At 69.4% G+C, this 25169-nt stretch carries 24 protein-coding genes; 15 read left to right on the top strand and 9 right to left on the bottom strand.

Annotated features, from left to right (window positions below; genetic code table 11):
- Window positions 1-32: 32 nt before the first annotated feature.
- The 4 genes from ACQUS7_RS14030 to ACQUS7_RS14015 all read left to right on the top strand — a co-directional run bounded on the left by ACQUS7_RS14030 (window position 33) and on the right by ACQUS7_RS14015 (window position 3979).
- Window positions 33-605, top strand: a complete 573-nt coding sequence (locus ACQUS7_RS14030; protein WP_435147830.1) for a DUF7097 family protein — start codon at window positions 33-35, stop codon at window positions 603-605.
- Window positions 606-731: 126 nt separating this feature from the next.
- Window positions 732-1250, top strand: a complete 519-nt coding sequence (locus tag ACQUS7_RS14025; RefSeq protein WP_435147828.1) for a CopG family ribbon-helix-helix protein — start codon at window positions 732-734, stop codon at window positions 1248-1250.
- Window positions 1251-1393: 143 nt separating this feature from the next.
- Window positions 1394-1948, top strand: coding sequence for a GMP synthase subunit A (locus ACQUS7_RS14020; protein WP_435127007.1), 555 nt, complete (start codon window positions 1394-1396; stop codon window positions 1946-1948).
- Window positions 1949-2065: 117 nt separating this feature from the next.
- Window positions 2066-3979 (top strand): DUF2070 family protein, encoded by a 1914-nt coding sequence (locus ACQUS7_RS14015; RefSeq protein ID WP_435127009.1) that lies wholly within the window; start codon window positions 2066-2068, stop codon window positions 3977-3979.
- A gap of 49 nt (window positions 3980-4028) precedes the next feature.
- On the opposite strand, the gene ACQUS7_RS14010 is transcribed toward ACQUS7_RS14015, so the two are convergent.
- The 3 genes from ACQUS7_RS14010 to ACQUS7_RS14000 form a co-directional block, all read right to left on the bottom strand.
- Complete coding sequence (locus ACQUS7_RS14010; protein ID WP_435147826.1) at window positions 4029-4661, bottom strand: HAD family hydrolase; 633 nt, start codon at window positions 4659-4661, stop codon at window positions 4029-4031.
- A 131-nt stretch (window positions 4662-4792) separates the two neighbouring features.
- Window positions 4793-5089, bottom strand: a complete 297-nt coding sequence (locus tag ACQUS7_RS14005; RefSeq protein WP_435127013.1) for a hypothetical protein — start codon at window positions 5087-5089, stop codon at window positions 4793-4795.
- Window positions 5090-5251: 162 nt separating this feature from the next.
- Window positions 5252-6436 (bottom strand): M24 family metallopeptidase, encoded by a 1185-nt coding sequence (locus tag ACQUS7_RS14000; protein WP_435147823.1) that lies wholly within the window; start codon window positions 6434-6436, stop codon window positions 5252-5254.
- A 980-nt stretch (window positions 6437-7416) separates the two neighbouring features.
- Between ACQUS7_RS14000 and ACQUS7_RS13995 the strand changes: the two genes are divergently transcribed.
- Window positions 7417-8193 carry an IclR family transcriptional regulator gene (locus ACQUS7_RS13995; protein WP_435147821.1) on the top strand — a complete coding sequence of 259 codons (777 nt, stop codon included), beginning with the start codon at window positions 7417-7419 and terminating at the stop codon, window positions 8191-8193.
- A 3-nt stretch (window positions 8194-8196) separates the two neighbouring features.
- Here the strand turns inward: ACQUS7_RS13995 and ACQUS7_RS13990 are convergent, their stop codons facing one another.
- Window positions 8197-9105: a UbiA family prenyltransferase gene (locus ACQUS7_RS13990; RefSeq protein ID WP_435147819.1), complete on the bottom strand. Its 909-nt coding sequence runs from the start codon at window positions 9103-9105 to the stop codon at window positions 8197-8199.
- A 189-nt stretch (window positions 9106-9294) separates the two neighbouring features.
- Here ACQUS7_RS13990 and ACQUS7_RS13985 point away from each other — a divergent pair, with 189 nt between their 5' ends.
- Window positions 9295-10836, top strand: a complete 1542-nt coding sequence (locus ACQUS7_RS13985; RefSeq protein ID WP_435147817.1) for a class I adenylate-forming enzyme family protein — start codon at window positions 9295-9297, stop codon at window positions 10834-10836.
- A 146-nt stretch (window positions 10837-10982) separates the two neighbouring features.
- On the opposite strand, the gene ACQUS7_RS13980 is transcribed toward ACQUS7_RS13985, so the two are convergent.
- Entirely contained in the window at window positions 10983-12398 is a 1416-nt protein-coding gene (locus tag ACQUS7_RS13980) for an SLC13 family permease (protein ID WP_435147815.1), read from the bottom strand.
- Window positions 12399-12516: 118 nt separating this feature from the next.
- On the opposite strand from ACQUS7_RS13980, the gene ACQUS7_RS13975 reads away from it, so the two are divergent.
- Window positions 12517-13143, top strand: coding sequence for an MBL fold metallo-hydrolase (locus tag ACQUS7_RS13975; protein ID WP_435147813.1), 627 nt, complete (start codon window positions 12517-12519; stop codon window positions 13141-13143).
- A 272-nt stretch (window positions 13144-13415) separates the two neighbouring features.
- On the opposite strand, the gene ACQUS7_RS13970 is transcribed toward ACQUS7_RS13975, so the two are convergent.
- A complete protein-coding gene (locus tag ACQUS7_RS13970; RefSeq protein ID WP_435127026.1) occupies window positions 13416-14165 on the bottom strand; it encodes an ABC transporter ATP-binding protein in 750 nt (249 codons plus the stop codon).
- Window positions 14166-14261: 96 nt separating this feature from the next.
- On the opposite strand from ACQUS7_RS13970, the gene ACQUS7_RS13965 reads away from it, so the two are divergent.
- The 8 genes from ACQUS7_RS13965 to ACQUS7_RS13930 all read left to right on the top strand — a co-directional run bounded on the left by ACQUS7_RS13965 (window position 14262) and on the right by ACQUS7_RS13930 (window position 21733).
- Window positions 14262-15638, top strand: coding sequence for a CoA-binding protein (locus tag ACQUS7_RS13965; RefSeq protein ID WP_435127028.1), 1377 nt, complete (start codon window positions 14262-14264; stop codon window positions 15636-15638).
- Window positions 15631-16344: an acetate--CoA ligase family protein gene (locus ACQUS7_RS13960; RefSeq protein ID WP_435147810.1), complete on the top strand. Its 714-nt coding sequence runs from the start codon at window positions 15631-15633 to the stop codon at window positions 16342-16344. Before ACQUS7_RS13965 ends, ACQUS7_RS13960 begins: the two co-directional genes overlap by 8 nt.
- A complete protein-coding gene (locus ACQUS7_RS13955) occupies window positions 16341-16808 on the top strand; it encodes an acyl-CoA thioesterase (RefSeq protein WP_435147808.1) in 468 nt (155 codons plus the stop codon). Before ACQUS7_RS13960 ends, ACQUS7_RS13955 begins: the two co-directional genes overlap by 4 nt.
- Window positions 16809-16925: 117 nt before the next feature.
- On the top strand, window positions 16926-17096 hold the full coding sequence (locus tag ACQUS7_RS13950) for a hypothetical protein (RefSeq protein ID WP_435127034.1): 171 nt from the start codon (window positions 16926-16928) through the stop codon (window positions 17094-17096).
- Between the two features lie 120 nt (window positions 17097-17216).
- The gene (locus ACQUS7_RS13945; RefSeq protein ID WP_435127036.1) at window positions 17217-18311 is read left to right on the top strand and encodes a cupin domain-containing protein; all 1095 of its coding nucleotides are present in this window, start codon (window positions 17217-17219) and stop codon (window positions 18309-18311) included.
- A 197-nt stretch (window positions 18312-18508) separates the two neighbouring features.
- Complete coding sequence (locus ACQUS7_RS13940; protein ID WP_435127038.1) at window positions 18509-19759, top strand: ABC transporter substrate-binding protein; 1251 nt, start codon at window positions 18509-18511, stop codon at window positions 19757-19759.
- A gap of 52 nt (window positions 19760-19811) precedes the next feature.
- Entirely contained in the window at window positions 19812-20696 is an 885-nt protein-coding gene (locus tag ACQUS7_RS13935; RefSeq protein WP_435147805.1) for a branched-chain amino acid ABC transporter permease, read from the top strand.
- The gene (locus ACQUS7_RS13930) at window positions 20693-21733 is read left to right on the top strand and encodes a branched-chain amino acid ABC transporter permease (protein WP_435147803.1); all 1041 of its coding nucleotides are present in this window, start codon (window positions 20693-20695) and stop codon (window positions 21731-21733) included. The genes ACQUS7_RS13935 and ACQUS7_RS13930 overlap by 4 nt, the downstream gene beginning before the upstream one ends.
- A 131-nt stretch (window positions 21734-21864) precedes the next feature.
- Here the strand turns inward: ACQUS7_RS13930 and ACQUS7_RS13925 are convergent, their stop codons facing one another.
- The 3 genes from ACQUS7_RS13925 to ACQUS7_RS13915 all read right to left on the bottom strand — a co-directional run bounded on the left by ACQUS7_RS13925 (window position 21865) and on the right by ACQUS7_RS13915 (window position 25045).
- Window positions 21865-22569 carry an ABC transporter ATP-binding protein gene (locus ACQUS7_RS13925; protein WP_435147801.1) on the bottom strand — a complete coding sequence of 235 codons (705 nt, stop codon included), beginning with the start codon at window positions 22567-22569 and terminating at the stop codon, window positions 21865-21867.
- A gap of 41 nt (window positions 22570-22610) precedes the next feature.
- Window positions 22611-24083, bottom strand: a complete 1473-nt coding sequence (locus ACQUS7_RS13920) for a DUF3179 domain-containing (seleno)protein (RefSeq protein ID WP_435147799.1) — start codon at window positions 24081-24083, stop codon at window positions 22611-22613.
- Between the two features lie 83 nt (window positions 24084-24166).
- Entirely contained in the window at window positions 24167-25045 is an 879-nt protein-coding gene (locus tag ACQUS7_RS13915) for a fumarylacetoacetate hydrolase family protein (RefSeq protein WP_435127048.1), read from the bottom strand.
- Between the last annotated feature and the right edge of the window lie 124 nt (window positions 25046-25169).

Genomic DNA, 25169 nt, shown 5'->3' with positions numbered 1-25169 from the left:
GGGTTTTTGGGCGAACGCGACGGAGGTGGCGTATGGAGGAGACGCCGGACGGGACGCCGGTCGGCGTGGACGACCCGTACGAGCGCGCCGGCGCCTGCGACCACCTGACCGGCGACGGCCGCTGCCGGTACGCGCTGAACCACGCCGGCCACGACCCGGCGTTCGCGGCGGAGCGGCGCGCCGACGACTACGCCTGCCTCGTCGCCGACGAGGACGCCGACTGGCCGGACTGTCCGCACTACCGCTCGACCACCGACGGGAAGGAGTGCGCGCGCTGCGGGCTCGAAGAGGTGCGGATGGCGCACGACGCGACGCGGCCGCTCGTCGAGGAGCACCACCTGTCGTACGCGGACGCCGGCGACGCGGACGGCGACGGCGACGACCCCGCACACGAGATCACGGTCGGGCTCTGCCGGTGGTGTCACGCGAAGGTCCACAACGGCTTCGCCCGCGTCGACGACGACGCCGCGCCCGACCCGGAAGCCATCGCGGAGCGGGAGTCGCGCCGCGGGAAGGAGCTCGACGAACTCGGGTTCTCGACGGCCAGCGACCGCTTCGGCGACGAAGCGAGTGACGGCGACGCGGACGGCGACACGGACGGCTGACCTCGGGCGACCGGCCTTCTGCTGCCGCTGCTCCCGCCCTTTCCCGCCCCGCGTCTTAGTAACCTAACCGCCGAAATCGGCGACGCAACGGGAATGATTAATAACTCGCACCGGACAAGATAGTGTATGACCGTCGTCAGCGTCTCGATGCCGGAGGAACTCGTCGACCGCCTCGACCGCTTCGCGGACGAACACGGCTACACCGGGCGGAGCGAACTGCTCCGGGAGGCCGGCCGGAACCTCCTCGGCGAGTTCGAGGACCGTCGCCTGGAGGAGCGCGAACTGATGGCCGTCGTCACCGTCGTCTTCGACTACGAGACGACGAACGTCGAAGAGCGCATGATGCATCTCCGACACGAGAACGAACACCTCGTCGCGTCGAACTTTCACAGCCACGTCGGCGGCCACCTCTGCATGGAACTGTTCGTCCTCGACGGCGACCTGGAGGAGATATCGTCGTTCGTCGGCAAAATCCGGGCGACCCGCGACACGCTCTCGGTCGACTACTCCGTGATGCCGGTCGACGACTTCGGCGTCGACGCCGCGGCCGACGAAGCGAGTGACGGCGACGCGGATTCGGACGGCGACGGCGACGCGGATTCGGACCGCGATGCGGATTCGGACGCCGCGGGCCGGGACGACTGAGACGGACGGCGGCGCTACTGTCGACGTCGCCTCCTCGGCGGCGGCACCGTCGACGTCGCTTCTCCACTGACTGCGCCGGGCACGTTCGTGCATCCCCGGTCGAAAAACGGACCGTTTTTCACCACGTCCGCGCAACACGGCGTATGAGCGAGCCGCGCATCGTGGTCATCGACAACCACGGCCAGTTCACGCACCTCGAAGGCCGGGCGCTCCGCGACGCCGGCGTCGACACCGACGTCGTCGACAACGAGACGCCGCCCGGCGACATCGACGCGGACGGCCTCGTCCTCTCGGGCGGCCCCGACATCGACCGCGTCGGCCGCTGCGCCGACTACGTCCGCCTCGACGTCCCCGTCCTCGGCATCTGTCTCGGCCACCAGTTCATCGCCACCGAACTCGGCGGCGCCGTCGAGAGCGGCGACTACGGCGGCTACGCCGACGTCGACGTCCGCATCACCGACCCGGACGACCCGCTCGTCGGGTCGCTCGCTCCCGAAACCCGGACGTGGGCCAGCCACGCCGACGAGGTCGTCGCGGTGCCCGACGGCTTCGCCGTCACCGCCGAGAGCGACGTCTGCGGCGTCGAGGCGATGAGCGACACCGACCGCGACCTCTACGGCGTCCAGTGGCACCCCGAGGTCTCCCACACCGAACGCGGCCAGGAGCTGTTCGAGAACTTCGTCGACATCTGCCGCTAGTCCGCCGGCGACGCGGTCGCGGCCACAGTCGGGGGTTGGTCGCGCCGCGCTGAAGTTCGCGCCGCGCTGAAGTACCGCCCTTTTTATTCACCGGCCGCCTCACTCTCGGCAACGACTATGACCGCGACGCAGAGCAACCTCGCCGGCCTCTCGCGGTTCATCTTCCGCGCGCCGTCGTGGTACACGAGCGTCGCGTTCGCGCTGCTTCTGGCGGCGGTCGCCGGTGTCGGCGCCTTCGAGAGCCCGGCGGTCGAGCAGGTGTGGCGCGGCGTCCTGTTCATCGGGCGGGACGCGTGGGAGGGCGTCTTCTTCATCGGGATTCCGACCGTGGTCGCGGCGTTCGGCACCGCGTGGGTCGACCGGTTCGTCGGCGGGAAACTCAGCCGGAACCGCTCGTCGCTGCTCGCGCTGGCCGGCGAGGTCCTCATCGTCGCGTTCCTCGTCGTCGCGGCGGTGCTCGCTCACCTGTCGACGGCGCTGAACCAGCGGTTCGTCTTCGACGTGCTCGTCGTCGCGCTGTCGTCGGTGTTCGCGCTGCGGCTCCTCGTCATCATGGCGGTGTCGCGGTCGTCGCTGCTCGTCGCCGCGGCGCCGGCGAGCATCCAGACCGTGGTCGCGGCCGTGCTGCTGTTCGTCTACAGCGGGACGCTGCGGTTCATCGAGGTCGGCGGCCCGCTGGTGCGCGCGCTGCTGTTGCCGTACCTGTCGCGGCCCGGCGAGGCGCCACCGGAGCTGTCGGCCATCAGCCCGGACCACTTCGTGCTGCTCGCGCTGACCTGCGCGCTGTACGCCGGCGCCGTCTGGACGTTCCTCTACGTCGTCGACCGGCCGTGGCGGAACTCGCTCGGCGTCTCCGTCCTTGACTTCCTCCGCGGCTTCATCGGCCACATCGCCGAGGGCTCCCGCGAACTGGAGGACTTCTTCGAGCAGCTCGGCGAGGAGGCCATCGTCCCGGTGACGGTGCTGGCGTTCCGCACCCCGGACGGCGAGGAGAAGGCGCGGTGGGTGCTGCCGATGATTCACCCGGGCCCGATGGGCGAAATCGGCGGCGGGAACCTCCCGGTCCGCGTCGCAGAGCAGGCCGACGGGCTCGGATTCCCGCCGCACGCCACCGCAGGCCACGACTTCAACCTCGTCACGGAGCGGGAGGTGGACGTCGTCATCGACGCCGCCCACCGCGCGTTCGACCGCATCGACTACGCGACCGAGGCGTCCGAGAGCGTCCGCGGCGAGTCCGGCGAGGCGTCGATTCTCGGGCAGCTGTTCGGCGACGACGCGCTGCTCGTCTCGACGTTCGCGCCCGCGTTCGCCGACGACGTCGAGTACGCGGTCGGCCTGTCGGCGGCCGCGGAGGCGCGCACCACCGGCGTCGACGACGTGCTGCTCGCGGACGCGCACAACTCCAACAACGGCCTCGAAGGCCCCGACCTCGGCCACGTCACCCCCGGCTCGAAGCGGTCGTTCGACATGCTGCAGGCCGCCCGCGACGCCGGCGAGCGACTCGCCGCCGCCCCCCGCGGCGACCTCTCCGTCGGGACCGCGTGGGAGCGCACCGACTGGCGGCCCGCCGACGGCGTCGGCCCGCTCGGCATCCGCGTCATGGTCACCGAGGTGCGCGACGACACCACCGCCTACGTGCTCGTCGACGGCAACAACATGGACCCGGGGCTGCGCGACAGACTCGTCGACGCGGTCGTGAGCGACGGCGTCGACGACGCCGAAGTACTCACGACCGACACGCACGTCGTCAACACCGTCGAGGCGGAGAACCAGGTCGGCGCCGCCCTCGACTGCGACGAACTCGAAGCCGTCGTCACGGACCTCGTCGCCGACGCGCGCGCCGACGTCGAACCGGTCGAGGCCGGCATGGCGACCGAACACGCCGAGGTGACCGTGTTCGGAAACGACCGCACCGAGACGCTCGCCAGCCACGCCAACGCCGCCGTCTCGATGGGCGGCGCGCTCGCAATCGCCGTGACGCTCGCGCTGCTCGCCATCTCCGTGCTGCTGTTCTTCGTCACCGGCGCGTAGCCGCCCCGGCTTTCGCGGGCCGGCCGACCGCGTCGGCGACGACCTCGAATCACGGCGTCCGGCGCTCCTCGCTCCACGCCGCGGCGAGTTCCGGCAGCGGCGTCTCCGCGACGTCGACGAACTCGCCGTCGACCCGCCGGACGCCGCCGTCGGTGTCCGGGTCGCTGCCGACGTGCGTCAGCGACGCGGCGTCGACGCCGAGTCGGTCGGCGGCCGTCTCGAACGCCCGCCGATGCGGCTTCCGCCAGCCGCAGGCGGCGCTCGTGACGACGGCGTCGAAGTCGTCGCGCGAGAGCGCCGACCGGGCGAACACGCGGCCGGTCAGCTCCGGCACCGCGCAGTTCGTCAGCAGCGCCACCGGGCCGCGGCGCCGCGCGGCCGCGACGGCGTCCACGGCGCCGTCCCGTGTCGCCACGGCGGGGTCGTAGGCGGACACGACGGCGCGCCGCGCGGCGTTCCCGGGCGCGTCGACGCCGCGGGAGGCGAGCGCGCGACTCACGTGCGCCGGCTCCGGGACGGCCGCGCCGGCCGGCGCGTCGACGTGGCGTTCGCGGTACGCCGCCGCCCAGTCGTCCGGCACCGCGACGCCGCGCTCGCGGAGTTCACGGCCGACGGCCGCCGCCGGGTCCGCCGGCAACTCGGCGTCGACGAGCGTCCCGAACAGCGCGAACGACACAGACACGGCTCCGTGTCGGCGGCGCGTCCCGAAGAAGGTGGCGAGCGACCGGCGCGTCGGCGTCGTCCGCGGAGTCGGTGCGTCGGCGGAGTCGGTGCGTCGGCGGAATTTGTGGGTCGGCGTCGTCGCCGGCCGCGTCAGCCGAGCGACGGCGTCGGCACGTCGAGCGACGGCTCCGGCTTCGACGGCGTCGGCAGCGGCAGGTACGCCGACAGCCGGTAGTACTGGTAGGCGACCGCCGGGACCGCCATCGTCGCCAGCGACACGGACGCCGCGACGTAGTCGCCGTACTGGACGTTGATGTACGCGACGAGCAGCCACGACGCGACCCAGCCGAGCAGGACGGCGGCGACCGCGACCTCGACCGCGCCGGTGGCGAGCGTCGACGCGACGCCGCGGAGCCGCGAGGCGTCCTCCGAGTCAGTCCGAGTCATCGAGCCACGCCGGAATTGTAGCGTGAGACGGAAAAACGCGGCTCGGAGCTGTGGGGTCTGAAAACCGCCGCGTTCGGCGGGCGCTCCGCCGACGGATTCGGCGGTTCCGCCGCCGGCGACGGCGGAAACTGGCCGGGGTCGCGCGTTCTCGACGCGGCGTCGCTACCCGACGACGTTCGATTCGAGGTCGCGCGGGAAGTACGTCAGCCACTCGACGCCGGACTCCGTGATGGCGATGGTGTCTGAGTGGCGGTAGCCGGCGTCCTCGGTGTAGATGCCGGGTTCGATGGTGTACACCTGCCCGGGCGCCATCTCCGCGTCGGCGTCGTCGACGTAGTCGTAGTCCGCCCAGCCGCGGTCGATGTACGGCGGTTCGTGGCCGCCGAGCCCGATGTTGTGGCCGACGTGGTGCTGTGCGAGGGCGGCGACGCCCTGCTCTTCGAAGTAGTCCCACACCCGCTGGTCGACGTGGCTGATGGGGACGCCGGGGCCGAGCGCGTCGATGGCGATGTCCTGCGCCTCCAGCATCAGTTCGAAGTAGTGCGCCTGGTCGTCGGTGTAGTCGCCGACGAACATGGTCCGCTCCAGTTCGGAGTGGTAGCCGTCGACGTTCGCCGACGCGCCGGTGACGAGCACGTCGCCCTCCGAGAGTCGCTCGTTCGGCGTGTGGCCGTGCGGCAGCGCCGTCTCCGCGCCGGAGATGTAGCCGGCGTGCACCGGGCCGCCGCCGCGGGTCCGCACCGCGTACCGGTCGCCGAGCGTGTCCAGCATCGACCGCGACGCCTCCGTCGACGCGCGCTGACTCACCGTCGCCGGGTGCGCGCCGACCTCCGTGAACTCCGCGAGTTTGCGGTGGCCGAGGTTCGCCCACTTCGCCGACTCGCGAATCAGGTCGACCTCCGCGTCGGTCTTCTCCCACCGCATCCGGTCGACCCACGACTGCGTCTCGACGTCGACGAACTCCGACAGCTGCGGCCCCTCGTAGCCCATGACGCCGGGCGCGCCGTCGGCGTCCGTCGCGACGGCGTCGACGTCGAGGCCGCGGAGCATCTCGACGGCCGTCTCCAGCGGCGCGCCGCCGGGGTAGTCGAAGTAGTGGTGGACGGCGTCGATGCGCGGATTCGGCTCGACGCGCTCCACTTCGAGCCGCGGCACCGTGATCTCCAGCCGGTCGTCCGTGACCGCGAGCACCACCGGGCGCTCGGTCTGGATGTGGTGGAACCCGGTGAGGTACTCGATGCTGGTCGCACCGAAGAACGTCGCCGCGTCGGCGCCGCTGTCGGCGAGCCGGCCGCGGACCTCGGCGAGCCGCGCGTCGAACTCGGATTCGGGGAGTCTCGTCGCCATACGCCCCGCGTCCGCCGCTCGCAGCATAAGCGTCCGGGAAGCGGCGGGCGACACGAGACGCGGTCTCCGGTGCGGTCCACACGGCGAGTGCCCGTCGACGCACCGGACGATAGAAACAATTTGAGACCGACTATTTCAGGTAATACCTACTTTACTGCCATTTTACTGTCTAACTATATGAAGAGAATTTGGATACTATCTTCTAACTTTTCACTATATTCCAGAGACAACGGGGAATTTATGATAAATTCTGTTTTTTAGAGGAGAAATATATCATAAGCGTACGTAGCGAAATATCTAATCAGAAGAATTTGATATACTGGAGTTTGATACTAGTGCCCTCCCAGTCTCGCATCCACCGGGTGGCCGTGTATTCGCATCGGTCGTTAGATTTCCGTCGAACGACCAATTCACATCTGTGTTCCTCCACGCCGAACAACCCTGAGAAGACGCGAGATGGCGCCGGTCTCGGTGGTGGTTGCGCTCCTCTGTCTCTGTTCCCGTCCGATCGACCACCGACAGCACCGGCTCGACGTGTACCGGGAGCCTGTTCGACGGTGTGTGACCGGTTCAGGCCACCCCCGCCTCACGAGGGCCAGCCGGCTTCGGGTCGTGGCCGTCCGACTGCCGACGAGCCGAGTCGTATTCGCGGTTCGACGTCGACGGCCGGCGGAGTGATTCGACGGTCTATCAAAATAGGGTTACAATCCTATTTTTGTAATGTTCTCCGCCGGCTGTGGAGCCCGTGTTCGGCGGTGCGGAACAGCGATGATTGTTCAGGACGGATTCTGGTGGAACGTCCGCTCTTTCCACCGTTTCGTTGAATATTCGTGATGGACTTCGGCAACCAGGGAAATCGTTCGGTACTGCCGAACTAGTCGCTTCCTCTCTCACGAACTGTTTTCACATGTCAAACGTGCTTCGCCGGGGTGACAGCCGCGGTCTGAAGAGTTTAGTACGCTCGGCCGCTTCTGTCCACCATGACAGCGAACGGCGGGAAACACGGAGGAGGTGGCGGCGTGAAGTCCGACGAGCGGCTTTTCGCCATCGCCGAACACCTCCGAGAGTCCGGCGGGGCGGGCGTCACGGAACTGGCGAACCACACCGGGCTCGCCAAGAGCACGGTCCACGACCACCTCTCGACGATGCGCGACCACGGCTTCGTCGTGAAGGACGGAACCACCTACCGGCTCGGCCTCGAGTTCTTCGCGTACGGCCAGTCCGTCCGCACCCGCCACGACGTCTACGAGGCGGCCGCGCCCATCGTCGACGACCTCGTCGAGTCGACCGGCGAGATGGCGTGGCTGCTCACCCACGAGAACGGCCGCGTCATGTACCTCTACGGCGGCGCCGGGGAGACGGAGGTGAACACGAACGCGCTCATCGGCTCGTGGGCGTACATGCACTGCAACTCCGGCGGGAAAGCCATCCTCGCACACCTCCCGGACTCGGCGGTCGAATCGGTCGTCGACCGCCACGGCCTCCCCGCCCGGACGCCGAACACCATCACCGACCCGGACGAACTCGCCGAGGAGCTCGCCGCGGTCCGCGAGCAGGGGTACGCGCTCAACCTCGGCGAGGACCTCGAAGGCATCCACGCGGTCGCCGTCCCGCTGCTGTTCGAAGAGGAGGTCAAGGGCGCGCTCGCCATCGCCGGCCCCGCCCACCGGGTCAGCGAGGAGCGCTGTGAAACCGAACTCGCGGACAAACTCCGCGCCTCCACCAACGACATCGAACTGAACCTCGCCTACCGGTAACTCTCAGCCGACGCCTGCGAGGACCGCCTCGACCAGCGGCGCGACGTGACACTGCGTGGCCGCGCAGACGACGACGAACAGCGCCGCGGCGAACGGGTACGTCAGCGCCATCGCCGCCTGCACGGCCCGCCGCGGTGACGCGACGACGGTCACGGCGGCCGCGGCGAGCGGGAACACGGCCGTTCCGGCCGCGACCCGCGGCAACACGCCGACCGCGGCGAATCCGGCGACGAGGCCGCCGGACAGCGCGAGCACGCCAGCGGCGACCTGGGCGGCCCGGCGGTCGCCGACCACCACCGGAACGGTCCGCTTGTCGACGGTGCGGTCGAACGCGGCGTCGAGCCGGTCGATGGCGACCTTCTCTCCCGACAGCAGCACGGCGAACACCGCCGCCACCGCGAGCACCGCGGCGGAGACGGCCCCGGTCTGGGCCGCGAACCCGCCGACGAGCGCGGCGGCGATACCGACCGGGTAGTCGACCGTGACGGCGACCGTGTTCCGGTCGAGCACCGGTGCGTGCAGCACCGCGAGCGCCCACAGCGCCGCGAGACTGGCCGTTGCGACCGGGTCTGCGCGGACCCACAGCGCCGCGGCGGCGGCGACGACGAGCACGGTCCCGGCGGCTGCGGTCGACGCGAGGACGCGTCGGGGGAGCGTCGGCGGTTCCTCGCCGCGCCGGTGCGTGTCGACGTACTCGTCGACGACGTGCGCGACGTACAGCGCCGCCCCGACGCCGGCGGCGTGCAGCGCCGCGGTCACGGGGTCGGCGTCGGGCGCGAGCAGCGCCCCGAAGACGGACGTGGCGACGGCCGGCAGCATGAACGTCGGCTTCACCTGCGCGGCCAGCGCTCGCGCGACGCCGGCCGCGCCGCGGGCCTGCGCGCCCTGCGCATCGCCGCTTCGCCGGGGCATACCGACCGATTCGGCCGGCCGCTCAAAAAGGTGCGCCGGTCACGGACCACGCGGCTCGCTCCGCGCCCGATTCGCGGCCGGTCGGGTTCGGTCACGCCGAACCGGGGCGGCGAAATCAGCGGCGGCGAACTCGGGGTATCGGAACTGTTAAGATTGTAAATGGGGTTTCCTCACACACCGCATTCACCTATGAAGTACTTAGAGGCGTTCGAGCGGACAGTGCGCTGTCACGGGGCGGACACGGCGATTCTCACCGACGACGGCCGGGAGTTCACCTACCGGGAGTTCGACGAGCGGAGCACCCGGCTGGCGGCCGCGCTCGAGGAGCGAGTCGGCGACGGCCGCTGCGCCGTGCTCGCGCTCAACAGCCCGACCGCCGTCGAGTCGATGATCGCGGGGCACAAGCGCGGCACCGCGACCGTGCAGCTGTCGTTCCGCGGCGAGGCGGCCGAACTCGTCGAGATGGCCGACACCGCGGACGCCGAGGCGCTCGTCTTCGACGACGCGAACGCCGACACCGCCCTCGCGATGCTCGACCGCGGCGAGTTCGACGTCGTGATTCACGCCGGCGACCGCGACGTCGACGCCGACGGCGTCGAGTCGTACGACGACGTGCTCGCGGCGGCCTCGACGACGCTCCCGGAGGCGCTTCCGCGCGACGGCCACTGCAGCGTCTTCTACACGAGCGGCACGACGAGCCGGCCGAAAGCCGTCGAGTTCGACGGCGAGCAGATGTGGCTCGGCGCCATCCAGGGCGTCATGGAGCACGGCATCGACGTCACCGACACCGCCGTCGTCACGACGCCGTGGTACCACATGGTCACCTCCGACGCGTGGCTCTACCCGCACTTCCTCGCGGGCGCGTCGGTCGTGCTGCACTCCAGTTTCGACCCCGCCGAGGTGCTCGAACTCGTCGAGGAACACGACGCGACCGGGCTGCTCGCGGTGCCGACGCAGCTCAACGCGCTCAACGACGTGCAGGCCGACGCCGGCTACGACACGAGTTCGCTGTCGTACATCCGGACCGGCGGCGCAATCGTCACCGAGGACCTCGTCGAGCGCACCCAGGAACTGCTCTCCGAGCAGCTGTACAACACCTACGGCATGACCGAGGCCGGCCCGGACCTGACGTTCGCACACCCGTCCGCGCAGGAGGAACACCCGGGGACCATCGGGAAGGAGGCGTTCTCGTGGGAGATTCGCGTCGTCGAGGCGGCGCCGGTCACGGAGCACCCCGACCCCGACGCGACGGTCGACCCCGGCGAACAGGGCGAAATCATCGCGCGCGGCCCCGGGAAGTCCGACGGCTACATCGACAACGACGACGCCCAGCAGAAGAGCTACTTCGGCGAGTGGCTCCGCACCCGCGACGTCGCCCGCGTCGACGAGGACGGCTACCTCTACATCGTCGACCGCGTCGACAACATGTTCACGAGCGGCGGCGAGAACATCTACCCCGCCGAGGTCGAGGAGGCGCTCGAAGACCACCCCGCCGTCAGCGAGGCGCTCGTCTTCGGCCTCGAAGACGGCCACTGGGGGAAGAAAGTCACCGCCATCGTCGTCACCGACGGCTCCGTCGACGACGACGACCTCGACGAGCACTGCGTCACCCACGACTCGCTCGCGAAGTTCAAGCGCCCCCGCGAGTACGCGCTCCGCTCCGAGCCGCTGCCGCGGACCGACACCGGGACGGTGAAGCGCGAACAGGTCATCGCCGAGCACTTCGAGTAAGCCGCCGCAGCGACCCGGCGTTTTCAGATTCACAACCTGTTTCGGTCAGCGACTCGCTCGGCGAGCGGCGAGTCAGAGAGCACGGCTCCGAGCGAGTCGAAGTAGACGGGAATGGGTGAGTCGAAGCGGTCGAAAGAATGGACAAGTCAGAACGCGAGCGTGAACAGGCCGAGTTGAATCGGCAGCAGGAGTAGCAGGGTCACCGCAGAGCAGATGGCGGCCATCCGGACGAGTTCTCGGGTGTCCACGACGTCGAGTCCGAGGATGGCGACGAGGACGGCGGACTGGTACGGGAAGAAGTACGTGTTGAGCGCCACCGCCTCCGTGAGCGCGACCGGGAGAATCGGGACGCCGGCGGAAGCGGCGAACGAGATGAGTATCGGGGTGAGAACGCTCGCGACGGCGAGCCCCTCCATCACGAAGGTGAGCGCGAGCGCGGCGACGACGACGAACAGCAGGACGAGCGGCAGCGAGGCGTCGCTCGGGAGGTTCGAGAGGATGGCGTTGGCGGCGAGGTCCGTGAAGTCGGTGCGCTGGAGCCCTTCGGCGATGGCGAAGACGGCGCCGAGGAAGAACACGATGGAGAAGTCGGTCTCCTCGATGACGTCCACGCCGACGACGCCGACGCGCGGCGCGAACGCGAGCAGCGCGACGAGCAGCGCGCCGTACAGCGGGTGGAGGCCGTGGAGCCAGTCGGTCGCCCAGACCGCGACGCCGATGAGGAGGAACAGCAGCATCCGCCAGGCGCCTTCGAGCGTCTCCGCGTCCACCGCGGCGGCCGCGTCCGCGTCGGCGATGCCGTCGGCGCCGGACGGCCGGTACATGAGGTAGGCGACGGCCGTGATGGCGACGGCGCGGCCGACGCCCATCACCGGGCCGAGCCACATGGCCCACTCCACCCAGCCGATGGAGACGCCGGCGGTCGACTCGACGATGCCGGTGATGATGATGTTCGCGAGCGACCCGGTGAGCACGCCCGTCCCGGCGTAGTACGTGACGAACAGCGGCCCGAGGAACAGGCCGATGCGCGGGCCGCGGTCGTCGAACACCTCGCCGATGGAGACGAGCAGCGGCCCGAGGATGAGAACCCGGACGAGCGACGACGGCACGAGGACGACGAGGCCGAGGCCGGCGGCCGACATCGCGCCGAGCAGGTACCGGTAGGCGACCCGCGCGTCCGACTGTCCCGCCGCGGGCATCGCGCGGAGCACCCGGCGTTCGAGCAGGTCGGCGAGGCCGCTGCGGCGCGTGGCCTCCCCGAGCAGGATGCCGAGGACGACCAGCCACGTCGCCGCCGAGTGGAACCCGACGAGCGCCAGGTCCGTCGAGAACGCGACGCCGATGAGGCCGAGGCCGACGAGCCCCGTGAACCACGGCGGCACCGGCGTCCCGACCCAGAGGCTCACGCAGAACAGCGTGATCGCGAGCATCGTCGCGGCGTCCGTGGATAGCGGCGCGAACGCGACCACGGCGGCCGCGGCGGCGGCGCCGACCGGCACGGAGAGCCACGCCGGGTCGACGTCCAGCGGCGTCCGGCGAGAGAGACCAGGGAGGCGTGTCATGTTCGAGTCACGTGGCTCCACGAATCCCCGTCTCATTTGTGTTGCGGAAGGGGCGACCGGAGCACCACGACAGGCCCCGGGAAACGCTTTAGCGCTCCGCCGACCAGCATCCGGACGCATGATTTCGGAAGTCACCGACGGCGTCTACGACCTCACGGCGACGGAACTGAACGGCGGCCGGTACCGCGTGTTCCTGTTCGACGGCGAGACGCCGACGCTCGTCGACGCGGCGTTCGAAGACACCGTCGACGTCGTCGCCGACGACCTGGCCGAACTCGGCGTCGACCCGGAGCGGCTCGTCGTGACGCACGGCGACGGCGACCACGTCGGCGGGCTCGCGGCGCTCGCCGACCGGTTCGACCTCGAAACGTGGGCGCCGGAGGGGACCGACGTCGGCGACTTCGAGCCGACCCACCGCTACGGCGACGGCGACGAAATCGGGCGGTTCACCGCGGTCCACACCCCCGGCCACACCGAGAGCCACCACTCGCTCGTCGATGAGGACGCCGGCGTCGCCGTCCTCGGGGACGCCGTGTTCGGCGCGGACGCACGCGGACTCCCGGAGGGCTACTTCGTCCTCCCGACGGCGTTCTACTCCGCCGACCTCGACCGCGCCGACGAGAGCCTCGGCCGACTGCTCGAGTACGACTTCGACGTCGGCCTCGTGTACCACGGCTCGTCGGTGACGTCGAACGCGAGCGAGAAACTCGACCGGTTCGTGAACTTCGTCGGGAAGCCGGAGTAGGGGACGCTGCTCGGCCCGTCGCGACGCGCGGCCGAGAGAGTCCGACGGAAGGTGCCTCGGAGTGCTCCCGCGGAAGTGACCCGAGAATGTTTTCTATTTGAAACCGGAGCGTCGTCGCCGTCGGGTCTGCCGTCTCGTCGCTGTCCGCCGGCGTCGACGCGGATAGCGCCGCAATCGACACGGATGGCGCCGTAGCCGGCGGGCGTCGTTTCGGATGTGAAAACAGGCGGTGGTCGGACGGGAACCGCGAAAAGCGGCGCGTCGGGCCGCGGTCAGTCGCCGGCGGCGGGGGTGCCGTGGTCGCGGCTCGCGCTCTCGCCGAGGTACGCCTCGATGACGCGCTGGTCGTTCTGAATCTCCTCGGGCGTCCCGGTCGCGACGAGTTCGCCCTTGTCGAGGACGAACACGCGCTCGCTGACCGACATCAGCGCGCGCATCACGTGGTCGATGAGGAAGACGGTCTTCCCGCGGTCGCGGATGTCGCGGATGAGGTCGATCATCTCCTCGGTCTCCTCGGTGTCGAGGCCGCCGGCGACCTCGTCGAGCAGCAGCACCTCGGGGTCGGTCGCCAGCACCCGCGCGATTTCGAGCCGCTTCAGCGCGCCGACGCTGAGTTCGTCCGGTTCGTCGTGCGCCACGTGGTCGAGCCCGACGAACTCCAGCGCCTCGTGGGCGCGCTCCTCGGGGTCGTCCGGGTCGCGGCCGCCGAACTCGGCGCCGACCATCGCGTTTTCGAGCAGCGTCAGGTTCTCCAGCGGCCGAACGATCTGGTGGGTCTTCACGAGGCCGCGGTGACAGATCTCGTGCGGCTTCATCCCGGTGACGTCCTCGCCGTCGAGGGTGACCGTCCCCTCGGTCGGTTCGTGCACGCCGGTGATGAGCCTGAACAGCGTCGACTTCCCGGCGCCGTTCGGGCCGATGAGGCCGACCGCTTCCCCCTTCTCGATGGAGAAGGAGACGTCGTCGACTGCGACGACGCCGCCGAACCGCTTCGTGAGGTGGTCTCCTTCCAGCAGTGGCATGTTGACACTCGTTACCGAGCGGCTCGCTTAAACCTACTCCTCTGCGATGGACAACCGTTGGGAAAACGATTTGGTGACGTTGGCTCAACTGCGAGTGTGAACCTCTCACGCCTGTTTAGCCCGGAGACTATCGCGGTCATCGGCGCCTCCAAGACCGAAGGCAAAATCGGCTACGAGGCGATGGCCAACGCGGTGGAGTTCGACGGACGCGTCTACCCGGTCAACCCCTCGGCGTCGGGGACCGTCTTCGACAGGGAGTTCGTCGAGTCGGTCGCCGACGTCGACGACACCGTCGACCTCGCGCTGCTGTGCGTCCCCGGCCCGGTCGTCCCGGACGTCCTCGACGAGTGCGGCGAGGCCGACGTCGGCGGCGCCGTCATCTACGCCGGCGGCTTCGCGGAGGCCGGCGAGGACGGCGAACAGCTCCAGCGGCGCGTCGTCGACGCCGCGAACGAACACGACATCGCGCTGCTCGGCCCGAACACCAGCGGCTTCGTCGTGCCGCGCACGAACCTGCTCGCTTCCTTCGCCGGCGGCGTCGAACGGTTCCAGCCCGGCAACGTCGCCATCCTCGCACAGAGCGGCGGCGTCTCCCACCAGCTCTCGTTCCACGCGCTCCGGGAGGGCCGCGGCATCTCGGCGATGGTCGGCCTCGGCAACCGCGCGAACGTCGGCTTCGTCGAGGCCATCCGGCACTTCGACGGCGACCCCGCGACCGACGCGATCGTGCTGCACGTCGAAGGCACTGACAAGGGCCGCGCGCTCCTGGAGGCGTGCCGCGAGGCCGACACCCCGATTTCGGCGTACAAGGTCGGGCAGTCCGACGTCGGCGAGTTCGCCGAGTCCCACACCGGGGCGCTCACCGGCGACCACGAACTGTACACCGCCGGCTTCGCGCAGTACGGCGTCCCGACGGTCGACTCGACGGACGCGCTGCTCGACGCCGGGATGGCGCTCGCGAACTCGCCGTCGCCCGACGGCGCCAACGTCGGCGTCGTCACCGCGCAGGCCGGCCCCGGCATCATCATCGCCGACCGGCTCCAGCGCGCCGGCGCGACCCTGCCGTCGCTCGGCGAGGACACCCAAGAGCGCGTCGGCGAGATTCTGCCCGGCATCACGTACTCCGGCAACCCCGTCGACACCGGCCGGCCGATGCCGGAGTTCGGCGAGGTCGTCGAGGCGGTCGCGGAGGACGACGCCGTCGACGTCGTGCTCGTCTACGAACTGTTCGAGGAGGCGCTCGGCTTCCCGGTCGACAGCGTCGCGGGGCTCGCAGAGCGGGTGGACAAGCCGGTCCTGTTCGCCACCGAAGGCCCCGAAGCCAGCATGGCGGACGACGTCGCGGCGCTCCGCGACGCCGACGTCCCGCTGTTCACGTCTCCCGAGCGCGCCGCCGACGCGGCCGCGTTGCTCGCGCGGTACGCGGAACTCGGAGACGCCGCCGCGGCCGAGGAGGTGAGCGCCGATGTCTGAGGCCGGCTCGCCCATCGACGCCGCCCGCGCCGACGGCCGGACGACGCTGACGGAGGCGGAGGCGAAGCGGCTGCTCGCGGACGCCGGCGTGCCGACGACCGAGTTCGCGGTCGCCGCCGACCCGGCCGCCGCCGCGGACGCCGCGGCCGACCTCGGCTTCCCGGTGGTCGTGAAGGTGTCGTCGCCGGCGGTCACCCACAAGAGCGAGTGGGCGGACGGCGCCGGCGTCGCGCTCGGCCTCGACTCCGCCGACGCCGTGACGGCGGCCGCCGAACGCATCTTCGAGGCGGCCGACGAGGAAGGCATCGACGCCGAGGTGCTCGTCGAGGAGGCGCGCGACGTCGACGCCGGCACCGAGGTCATCGTCGGCGGCCTCCGCGACCCGTCGTTCGGCCCGGTCGTGCTGACGGGGCTCGGCGGCGTCTTCACCGAGGTGTACGAGGACACCAGCCACCGCCTCGCCCCGGTGAGCCGGGCGGAGGCCCGCGAGGCAATCGAGGAGCTGACGGCGGCGAAACTGCTCGCCGGCTACCGCGGCCGCGACCCGGCCGACGTCGACGCGCTCGCGGACGTCGTCGCGTCCGTCGGCGACCTGGTCGTCGCCCACGAGGAGATCGCGGAGGTCGACGTGAACCCGGTGCTGGCGACCGGCGACGGCGCCGTGGCGCTGGACGGGCTCGTCGTGCTCGAGGAGGTGGCGGAATGAGCGAACCGTTCGAGCGCGTCTGGACGGTCCGCTTCTCCGATACGGACCCGTTCGGCATCGCGCACTACCCGCGCATCATCGACGCGCTCCACGAGACCTCCGACATGTTCATGCAGGAGATCGGCTTCCCGTTCTGGGAGATCTCTCAAGAGCACGGCTACGGCCTCCCGCTCGTCGAGATGAACATGTCCTTCTCGAAGCCCGTGGAGGCCGGCGACGACGTCGTCGTCCAGTTGACGCCGGAACTCGGCTCCCGGAGCGTCCGGTTCGACTACGTCGCCACCCACGAGGGCGAGGAGGCGTTCTCCGGATACGAACAGCGCGTCTGCGCCGAACACGGCGGCGGCGGCTCCATCGAACTCCCGGACGACCTCCGCGCCGCCATGGAACCGTACGCCGCGGACGGGGACGCCGCGGACGACGCCGCGGACGACGCCGCGGACGACGCGAACGGCGACGACTGACTCGGCCCGCTTCTCCACTCCCCGATTTTCGGGCCGACTGCTGAACTGGCCTCAGCGTCGGTCGGCGTCTCTGACGGTGACGATATCCTTTTGCCTCTGCCATCGTCATGTCCTGACATGGCCGAGTTCGAGAACCCGTACACCGAGGAGAACCCGTTCGTCAGAGCGCACTTCGACTGCACGGACTGCGGCGGAAAGCTGTGGGAGTACGCGATTCAGGGGCAGATGGTGTGTGAGGACTGCCGGTCGGTGTTCCGGTCGAGCGACGTTTTCGAGGCGCAAACGTAGGCCGCGCGTCGGCGCCGCGCCCGGCCGCCCGGTTTCGCCGCGGAATCCGTCGGAGTCGGGCGTTCCCGCGCCGTGAACACGTCCAATAGGTTTATCATCAATCTGTGCCAACTGGTGACTATGAGCCAGCAAGAGCCTGAGCCAGAGGAACTCCTAGAGCTGAGTTCGGACACCCGGGAGATCCTCGAGGAGAACAACCTCCGGCCGCTCTGGGAGGTCGAAGACGACATGGGGAACGAGTCCGACGACCTCGAAGCGGACATCTGGAAGTGGGACGACGTCCAGGCGGCCATCGACGGCGTCGAGGCCGACGTCCCCATCGCCGACCTGCCGCCGGGGTTCCAGCGCCGCGTCGCGGTGCCGCTCAACACGGGCGGGTACAACAACGCGATTTCGAACACCATCTACGTCGGCGTCCAGACCGTCTCGCCCGGCGAGACCGCGCCGTCACACCGGCACTCCGCGAACGCGATGCGGTTCACCATCGACGGCAACGAGGACATGAAGACGGTGGTGGCCGGCGAGGAGTTCCCGATGGAGGACAACGACCTCATCACGACGCCGCAGTGGGAGTGGCACGACCACGTCAACGACTCCGACGAGACCGCGACGTGGCTCGACGTCCTCGACCTGCCGCTGTTCCTCGACTCGCTGAACACTCAGCAGGCGTTCGAGAACCACGAACTCGAACGGCAGCCGGTGACGAAGACGCAGGGCTACTGGGACTCCCAGTACGGCCGCGCCCGCCCCGCGAACGAGGACAAAGGCGACGACATCCCGGGGCCGTTCTCCGGGAACCGCGACGCGACGCCGCCGTACCGCTTCGGCTGGGACGACATGCTGGAGACGCTCCGGCAGCGCGCCGAGAACGACGAGCCTGACCCGAACGACGGCTACAGTCTCGCGTACGTGAACCCGGCGACCGGCGAGGAGCCGCTGTTCCCGACGATGTCCTACCGGGCGCAGCTGCTCCAGGAGGCGACCGATCCGCACTTCCACAACGCCGTCGAGATATACTTCGTCATCGAGGGCGAGGGCGTCACGCACGTCGGCGACGAGGCGTTCGAGTGGGGGCAGTGGGACATCTTCGTGGTGCCGCGCGACGAAATCCACCACCACGAACCGGACACCGACGAGGCCATCCTGCTCGGCATGACCGACCGCCCGGTGTTCGAGGCGTTCAACTTCTACGCCGAAGCCGAGCCGTCGTCGTAACCGCCCGTCTCGTCGACTCCGGCAGGGACGGTTCGCGCACGGATTTTTCGCTTCACGCTCTCCGCTTCGCTGTTCACAGTCCCCGACATTTTCGCAGTCCCCGGTATTTCCGGCGCCTCACCCCACCAGTCAGGGATGTATCAGGACTGAGGGAACCGAATGATTTTACATGGGTGACCGTCTTGAGGAGACATAGCATGGAGGACAACAGCAACTCCCAGTCGCGGCGACAGTACCTCAAGACGGCCGGCACGGCCGGCGCAGTCGGGATGTCCGGGCTCGCGGGCTGTACGCTGCTCGGCGGCTCCGGCGGCTCACAGACGCTCACCATCGGCGGCACGGTCCCGCTGACCGGGGCGTTCTCCTCGCTCGGGAAGGACGTCGAGCGCGGCTACCGCCTCGGCGTCGCAAAGATGAACGAAGTGCTCGACCGCGAGGTCGAAATCATCCTGCAGGACGACGAGAGCGACCCCGCGCAGGTCCGTCAGAGCCTCCAGCAGATCACCAGCAACAACGAAGTCGACATGCTGTGGGGGTCGTTCTCCAGCCTGCTGGTCACCGCCGGTAGCGCGTTCGCGGAGAACCAGGGGCTGCCGTTCCTCGGCGCCTTCTTCGCCTACGAGGCGCCCCACCGGACGGAGGGGTACGAGTGGACGTACGCGCCGTTCCCGAAGTCGCGCGACGTCGCGCGGTCGACGCAGGGGCTGCTCGGGCTCATCCCGGAGAGCGAGCGGCCGAGCCGCGTCGGCATCTGGGAGCCGAACTCGGGGTGGGGGACCGAGCAGTCCGACTACTGGGAGTCGACGCTCAGCGAGGCGGGCTACGACATCGTGATGCGCGAGAAGTTCAGCCTCGGCTCGGAGGACTTCTCGTCGCTCATCTCGCAGTCGAAGAGCCAGGACGTCCAGATTCTGCTGTCGGTGCCGACGCCGCCGGGCGGCATCACCGCCGTGAACCAGATGCAGTCGAACGACTACACGCCCGAGGTCCTGAAGTTCGTGCGTGCCGCCGACCCGTCCGCGTGGTGGTCCGCGCTCGGCCAGAAGGGCGCGTACGCCTGCATGTGCCCCGGCTGGGTGCCGGGCATGACCGGCAACGGCAACAGCGAGATGAAGAGCGCCTACGAGAGCGAGTACGGCCTCGAAGACGGGCAGGTCATCCCCGTCGCGGTCGGCGGCGCCTACAACGTCGCGCAGGTCGCGCTACAGTCCGTGCAGGCCGCCGGGTCGCTGTCGCCGGGCGACCTGCAGTCGGCGCTCCGTGACACCGACTTCGGGACGGTCATCGGCAACTTCAGCTTCCAGGACAACGGGCTCCCGGCCGAAGGCGAACTGACGGCGCCGACCGGCCAGTGGTGGGAGGGCGGTCAGCACACCGTCTACCCGGACGTCGACGGCGAAGCCGCCATCGACTTCAAGTACCCGATGACGCCCTGGAGCGAGCGGTAAGTACCGCCGCCGCCGCCCGCATTTATAATCATGTTCCTCTCCATCCACACCAATGCCGTCGACTGAACTCGTCCTGCAGATACTGGTCAACGGGCTGCTGCTCGGCGGCATCTACGCCGTCGCGGCCCTCGGCCTCTCGCTCGTGTTCGGGATCATGGACATCGTGAATCTAGCACACGGCCACATGCTGATGGTCGGCGCCTACGTCGCGATTCTGCTGTTCGCGGCCGCCGGCATCTCCCCGATCATCGGGATGTTCGTCGCGATGGCGCTGCTGTTCGGCTTCGGGATGCTGCTCCAGAAGTTCCTGCTCCAACACGTCGTCGACGAGGGCATGGAGCAGCCCATCATCGTCCTGTTCGGGCTGGCGCTCATCCTGCAGAGCCTCGGCCGCGTCATCCTCGGAAGCGACGCCCGCTCCGCCGAAATCGGGATTCCGGGTCAGAGCATCAACGTCGGCCCGATTCTGCTGTCGTTCCCGCGGACCGTGACGTTCGTCATCGCGGTCGTGCTCATCCTCAGCACCTGGGCGTTCCTGCAGTACACGTCCACGGGCCGCGCCATCCGCGCGACCGCGCAGAACCGCGATGCCGCCCGCTACATGGGTATCGACACCGAACGCGTCTACGTCATCACGCTCGGCATCGGGACGGCGCTCGCCGGCGCCGCCGGCGCGCTGCTGTCGATGCTGTTCCCGATCACGCCGTTCGTCGGCTGGTCGTACCTGCTGAAGGCGTTCGCTGTCGTCGTCCTCGGCGGCGTCGGCAGCGTCGCCGGGACGCTCATCGGCGGGCTCATCCTCGGCGTCTCCGAGAACCTCGGCTCGCTGTACCTCGGCGGCGGCTTCCGCGACATCATCAGCATCACCATCTTCCTGGTCGTGCTCATCGTGCGGCCGCAGGGCCTCTTCGGCTCCAACGGAGGTGGCGGTGAATGAGCGGCGCGGACGACCTCGGCGACCGGTTCGGGACGCTGCGCGACAACCCGCGGCGGCTCACGGTCGGCGTCGTCGGCGTGCTGCTGCTCGCCGCGGTGCCGTTCAGCACGACCGCGTACGTCACCGAGGTCATGTTCACCGGCCTGGTGTTCGTGATGCTCGGCGTGTCGTGGAACCTGCTCGCCGGCTACGCCGGCCAGGTGTCGCTCGGCCACGCCGCCTTCTTCGGCATCGGCGCGTTCGTCTCGGCGTGGCTGACGACGCCGACCCGCGCCGGCCTCCCGGCGGCCATCCAGTCGCCGGTGCTGCTCGCGCTGGTCGGCGGCGCCATCGCCGCGGCGCTGCTCGCGCTGGTCACCGGCCCGATCATGTTCCGGCTCACCGGCCACTACTTCGCCATCGGGACGCTCGCGCTGGCGGCCGTCATCCAACTGCTGCTGCTCGACCAGCGCCAGTTCTCCGGCGGCTCCACCGGCTACTACATCAAGGGGAGCCTCGGCGACACCGCGATGTACCTCATCGCGCTCGTCGTCACAATCGGCATGGTGGTCGCCTGCTACCGCATCGTCAACAGCCGGTACGGGCTCGGGATGCGTGCCGTCCACGGCGACGCGGACGCCGCGAGTTCGCTCGGCGTGAACCCGCTGAAGTACAAGATGTACGCGTTCGTCGCCTCGTCGTTCATGGCGGGGCTGACCGGCGCGCTGTACGCGCAGTACACGCTGTACATCAACCCCGAGTCGACGCTCGACGTCGTCTGGATGATCGACACGCTCGTCGTCGTCATCCTCGGCGGCATGGGGACGCTGCTCGGCCCGATATTCGGCGCCGCGCTGTTCCTCGGGCTCGACACGGGGCTGCGCGCCATCGCCGGCGAGTTCGCGACGACGGTCGAGGGGATTCTCATCATCCTCTTCATCGTCTTCCTGCCGGACGGCCTGTACGGCTACGTCCACGAGCACCTCCTCAGCGGCGACGACGCGGACGCAGAGACCGACGCGGACGCGGATGCGGACGCAGACGCGGACGGCTCCTGACCGGGCCGCTCCGCCGGCCTATTTTTCGCTGCGCTCACCGACTTTCAGGCCCCGGACTCGACGCTCCCCGTTCCGTCCAGTCGCGCTGAAAATCCGGCTCCGGCGACCGGCCGCCGCGTTGCGTCGCCTGCTCAGCCGCCGAGGTAGGAGGCGGCGACGCGCTCGTCTTCGGAGAGCTCCTCGGCGGACCCGGACAGCGACACTTCGCCGGATTCGAGGACGTAGCCGCGGTCGGCGACCCGGAGGGCGTTGTGGACGTCCTGTTCCACGATGAGGACGGTTCGGCCCTCGTCGTTGATCTGCTCGATGGCGTCGAACACGTCGTCGACGAGGACCGGCGCGAGGCCGAGGCTCGCCTCGTCGAGCAGGATGAGTTCGGGGTCGCTCATGAGGCCGCGGCCGATGGCGAGCATCTGCTGTTCGCCGCCCGAGAGGGTGCCGGCGCGCTGTTTCGCGCGCTCTTCGAGCCGCGGGAACAGGTCGTACACCTCCTGTCGGCGCTCCTCCATGCCGTCGCGGTGCGCGTACGCGCCTAGCGTGAGGTTCTCGCGGACCGTGCTGTCTTGGAAGATTTCGCGGCCCTCCGGGATGTGCGCGACGCCCTTCGGGACGACTTCGTCCTGCGGGAGGTCACCGATGGACTCGCCCCTGAACCGGATGTCGCCGGCCGCGGGCGTCAGCGGCCCGCAGATGGTTTTGAGCACCGTCGTCTTCCCGGCGCCGTTCGCGCCGAGCAGCGCGACGGTCTCCCCCTCCTCGACGTTGAGGCTGACGTCCCAGATGACCTGCACCGCACCGTACGACACGTCGATACCGTCGACTTCGAGTAATGCCATTGTCTATCATGGGGTAAGCCACAACGTGGTATAAGCCTACCTCAACGCGCTGCCGGGCCGAGCACGTGCGCCTCGTCGTAGTGCGACCGGAACGCGAACCAGAGGCCGTGCCGGCCGACGATTCGCTCCCGCGTCGACCCGTCCGGCGCGCGGAGCGCGTCCCGCGTCGCCGTCCACGCCGTTCCGTCCGCGTCGGTGACGCCGTCGGCGGACCGTTCGACCGGCGTCGGCGGCGCCTCGTACACCGCGACGTCGCCGGTCGAATCGAGCAGCGCGACGACCCGGCGGCCGGCCGCGTCGCCGACGACGACGTCGTCGTCGCCGAGGTCGTCCACCGGGACGACCCACGCCTCGCTGCCGTCGTCGGAGACGACGCCGTACACCTGCGTCTTCTCCGGGAGCGCGCCGTCGGCCTGCCGGACGCCGGGCTGGACGACGTCCTCGTTCTCCCAGTAGTGCCGGAAGATGCCGAGGTCGCCGTCGTAGTGGCTGTAGTCGAAGTCGTAGCCGGTGTCGATGTCGAGCGCGAGCGTCTCCGGGTACTCGGCTTTCCACTCGCCCCACTCGGTCTGGGTCACCGACAGCACGTCGAGCACCAGGTCCGGGTGGCTCGCGAGGTACTCCCCGGCGATGGGGACGCCGGCGTGCTGGTCCCACAGCGTCTCGGTCTCCTCGTCGTACATCACCTTGTTGCCGGCGGCGAGCATCCCGGAGCTGCCGAAGGTGAGCGTGTCGCCGTCGACGCGCCGGTCGTACAGAATCGGGGCGTTACACAGCGTGCAGTACGTCAGGCTCACCGGGACGCCGCCGAGTTCGGCGTTCAGCAGCTCGTGCGGGAACAGCACCCACCGCGGCACCGCGTACGCGACGCCGTCCAGTTCGAAGCCGAACACGGTGTCGTCGTCTTCCAGGTAGCGCTCGTAGTCGCCGTCCGCGTCGCTCCCGCCGGCGTTGCCGTCTGCGTCGGCGTCGACGGCGTCGCCGGGGACGAAATCCGGGGCGTTGAGCGCGGCGAGGTACGACCGGTCGCAGTTCCCCCACCGGACGTCCTGCAGGTCGACGTCACGCGGCTCCGCCTCCAGCAGCCCGCCGACCGGCGGCAGGTACGAGCGGTAGAGCCGCAGTTTCCACTCGTCGAACCCCGCCAGCGGCTCGACGTCCTGCTGGGAGTACCACGACTCCCACTCGACCCAGGCGTGGTCGGAGTCGAAGCCGGCGTCCGTCAGTTCGTCGAGCGCGTCGCGCGCGCCCGGCCACCGGACCTCGGGGAGTTCGAGGTAGCGCGGCGGCGAGTGCGACCGGAGCACCTCGGGGAAGCCGAACCGCTCCCAGTCGTTCGCGATGCTGTCGATGACGAGCACCTCCAGCAGGTGCGGAACCACCCGCTCGTCGCCGCGCTCGGCGAGTTCTGCGACCGCGTCCGCGTGCTCGTCGGCGTCGCGGACGAGCAGTCGGTCGGTGAGTTCGCGGAGCTCGTCGGTGTCGGCGTCGGTGTCGGCTGAGTCGGCTGGCACAGTGCTGTGGTATGCGGCAGCCCACCAAAAAGTCGGGTGTAGTCACCGGCGCGTGCCGGTTCGGCGCGGCCGTCGGCGGAGCGTTACTCCTGGCCGCCCTTCGTGACGTCGACGTCCGAGAACTTCACGTCGCGCTCGGTGACGTCGACGGTCATCGAGCCGACGTCCTCGATTTCGGCGTCGATGGTGTCGCCGTCGTGGAGTTCGCTGACGCCCTCCGGCGTCCCGGTCGTGATGACGTCGCCGGTCTCGATGGTGGCGCCGATGGAGGCGTACTGGACGATGTCGGCGCAGGTGTACACCATGTCGCTGGTGTTCTCGTCCTGCCGCGTCTCGCCGTTGAGCTGCAGCTCCATCTGGAGGTCCTGCGGGTCGTCGATCTCGTCGGCGGTGACGACGCACGGCCCGATGACGGTGAACGTGTCGTACGACTTCCGGTTCGAGCGGTCCTGGTCGCCGCGGACCGAGATGTCGAGCAGGATGGTGTAGCCGAAGATGTGGTCCCACGCCTCGTCGGCGGAGACGTCCTTCGCCTCCTCGCCCATGACGAACGCCAGTTCGATTTCGTGGTCGGTGCGGCGGTCGGAGAACGGCAGTTCGACGCCGTGGTCCGGGCCGACGACGCTCGACGGCGCCTTCAGGAAGTAGCCCTTGTCCTCGATGCTGAACCACTCCTCGGTGGTGATGTCGCGGTCCGCGAGCGCCTCCTCGATGTGGTTCTCGTAGTTCAGCGGCGCCGCGATGACCTTCCCGGGGCGCTGGACCGGCGAGGCGAGTTCGACCTCGTCGCGGTCGAAGTCGGGCTCTGCGTCCTCGTACTCGGAGGCGTCGTAGTCGCCACGGATGTACTCCACGAGCGGGTCGCGCGAGTCGATTTCGAGCCTGTCGGTCAAGTCGATGACGCCGGTGCCGTCGTCGGTCAGAAGACCCAGTCGGTCCTCGTCGAAGCTGACGAATCGCATGGACGTGTCTCCGGCCAGCGCGACCATAAATCATCCCGTTCGGCCCTGAGAGGGCGTTTTGTCGGGCTAAACACCGTGACGCTCCGGGAATCCGCGTCGTTGGCGTCGCGGACGCCCGCCGAAA

Origin of the sequence: Halobaculum sp. P14, assembly GCF_051195155.1 — an archaeon.
In the GTDB taxonomy this organism is placed as follows: Archaea; Halobacteriota; Halobacteria; order Halobacteriales; family Haloferacaceae; genus JBNTKA01.
This window is presented reverse-complemented; position numbering and strand designations above follow the sequence as displayed.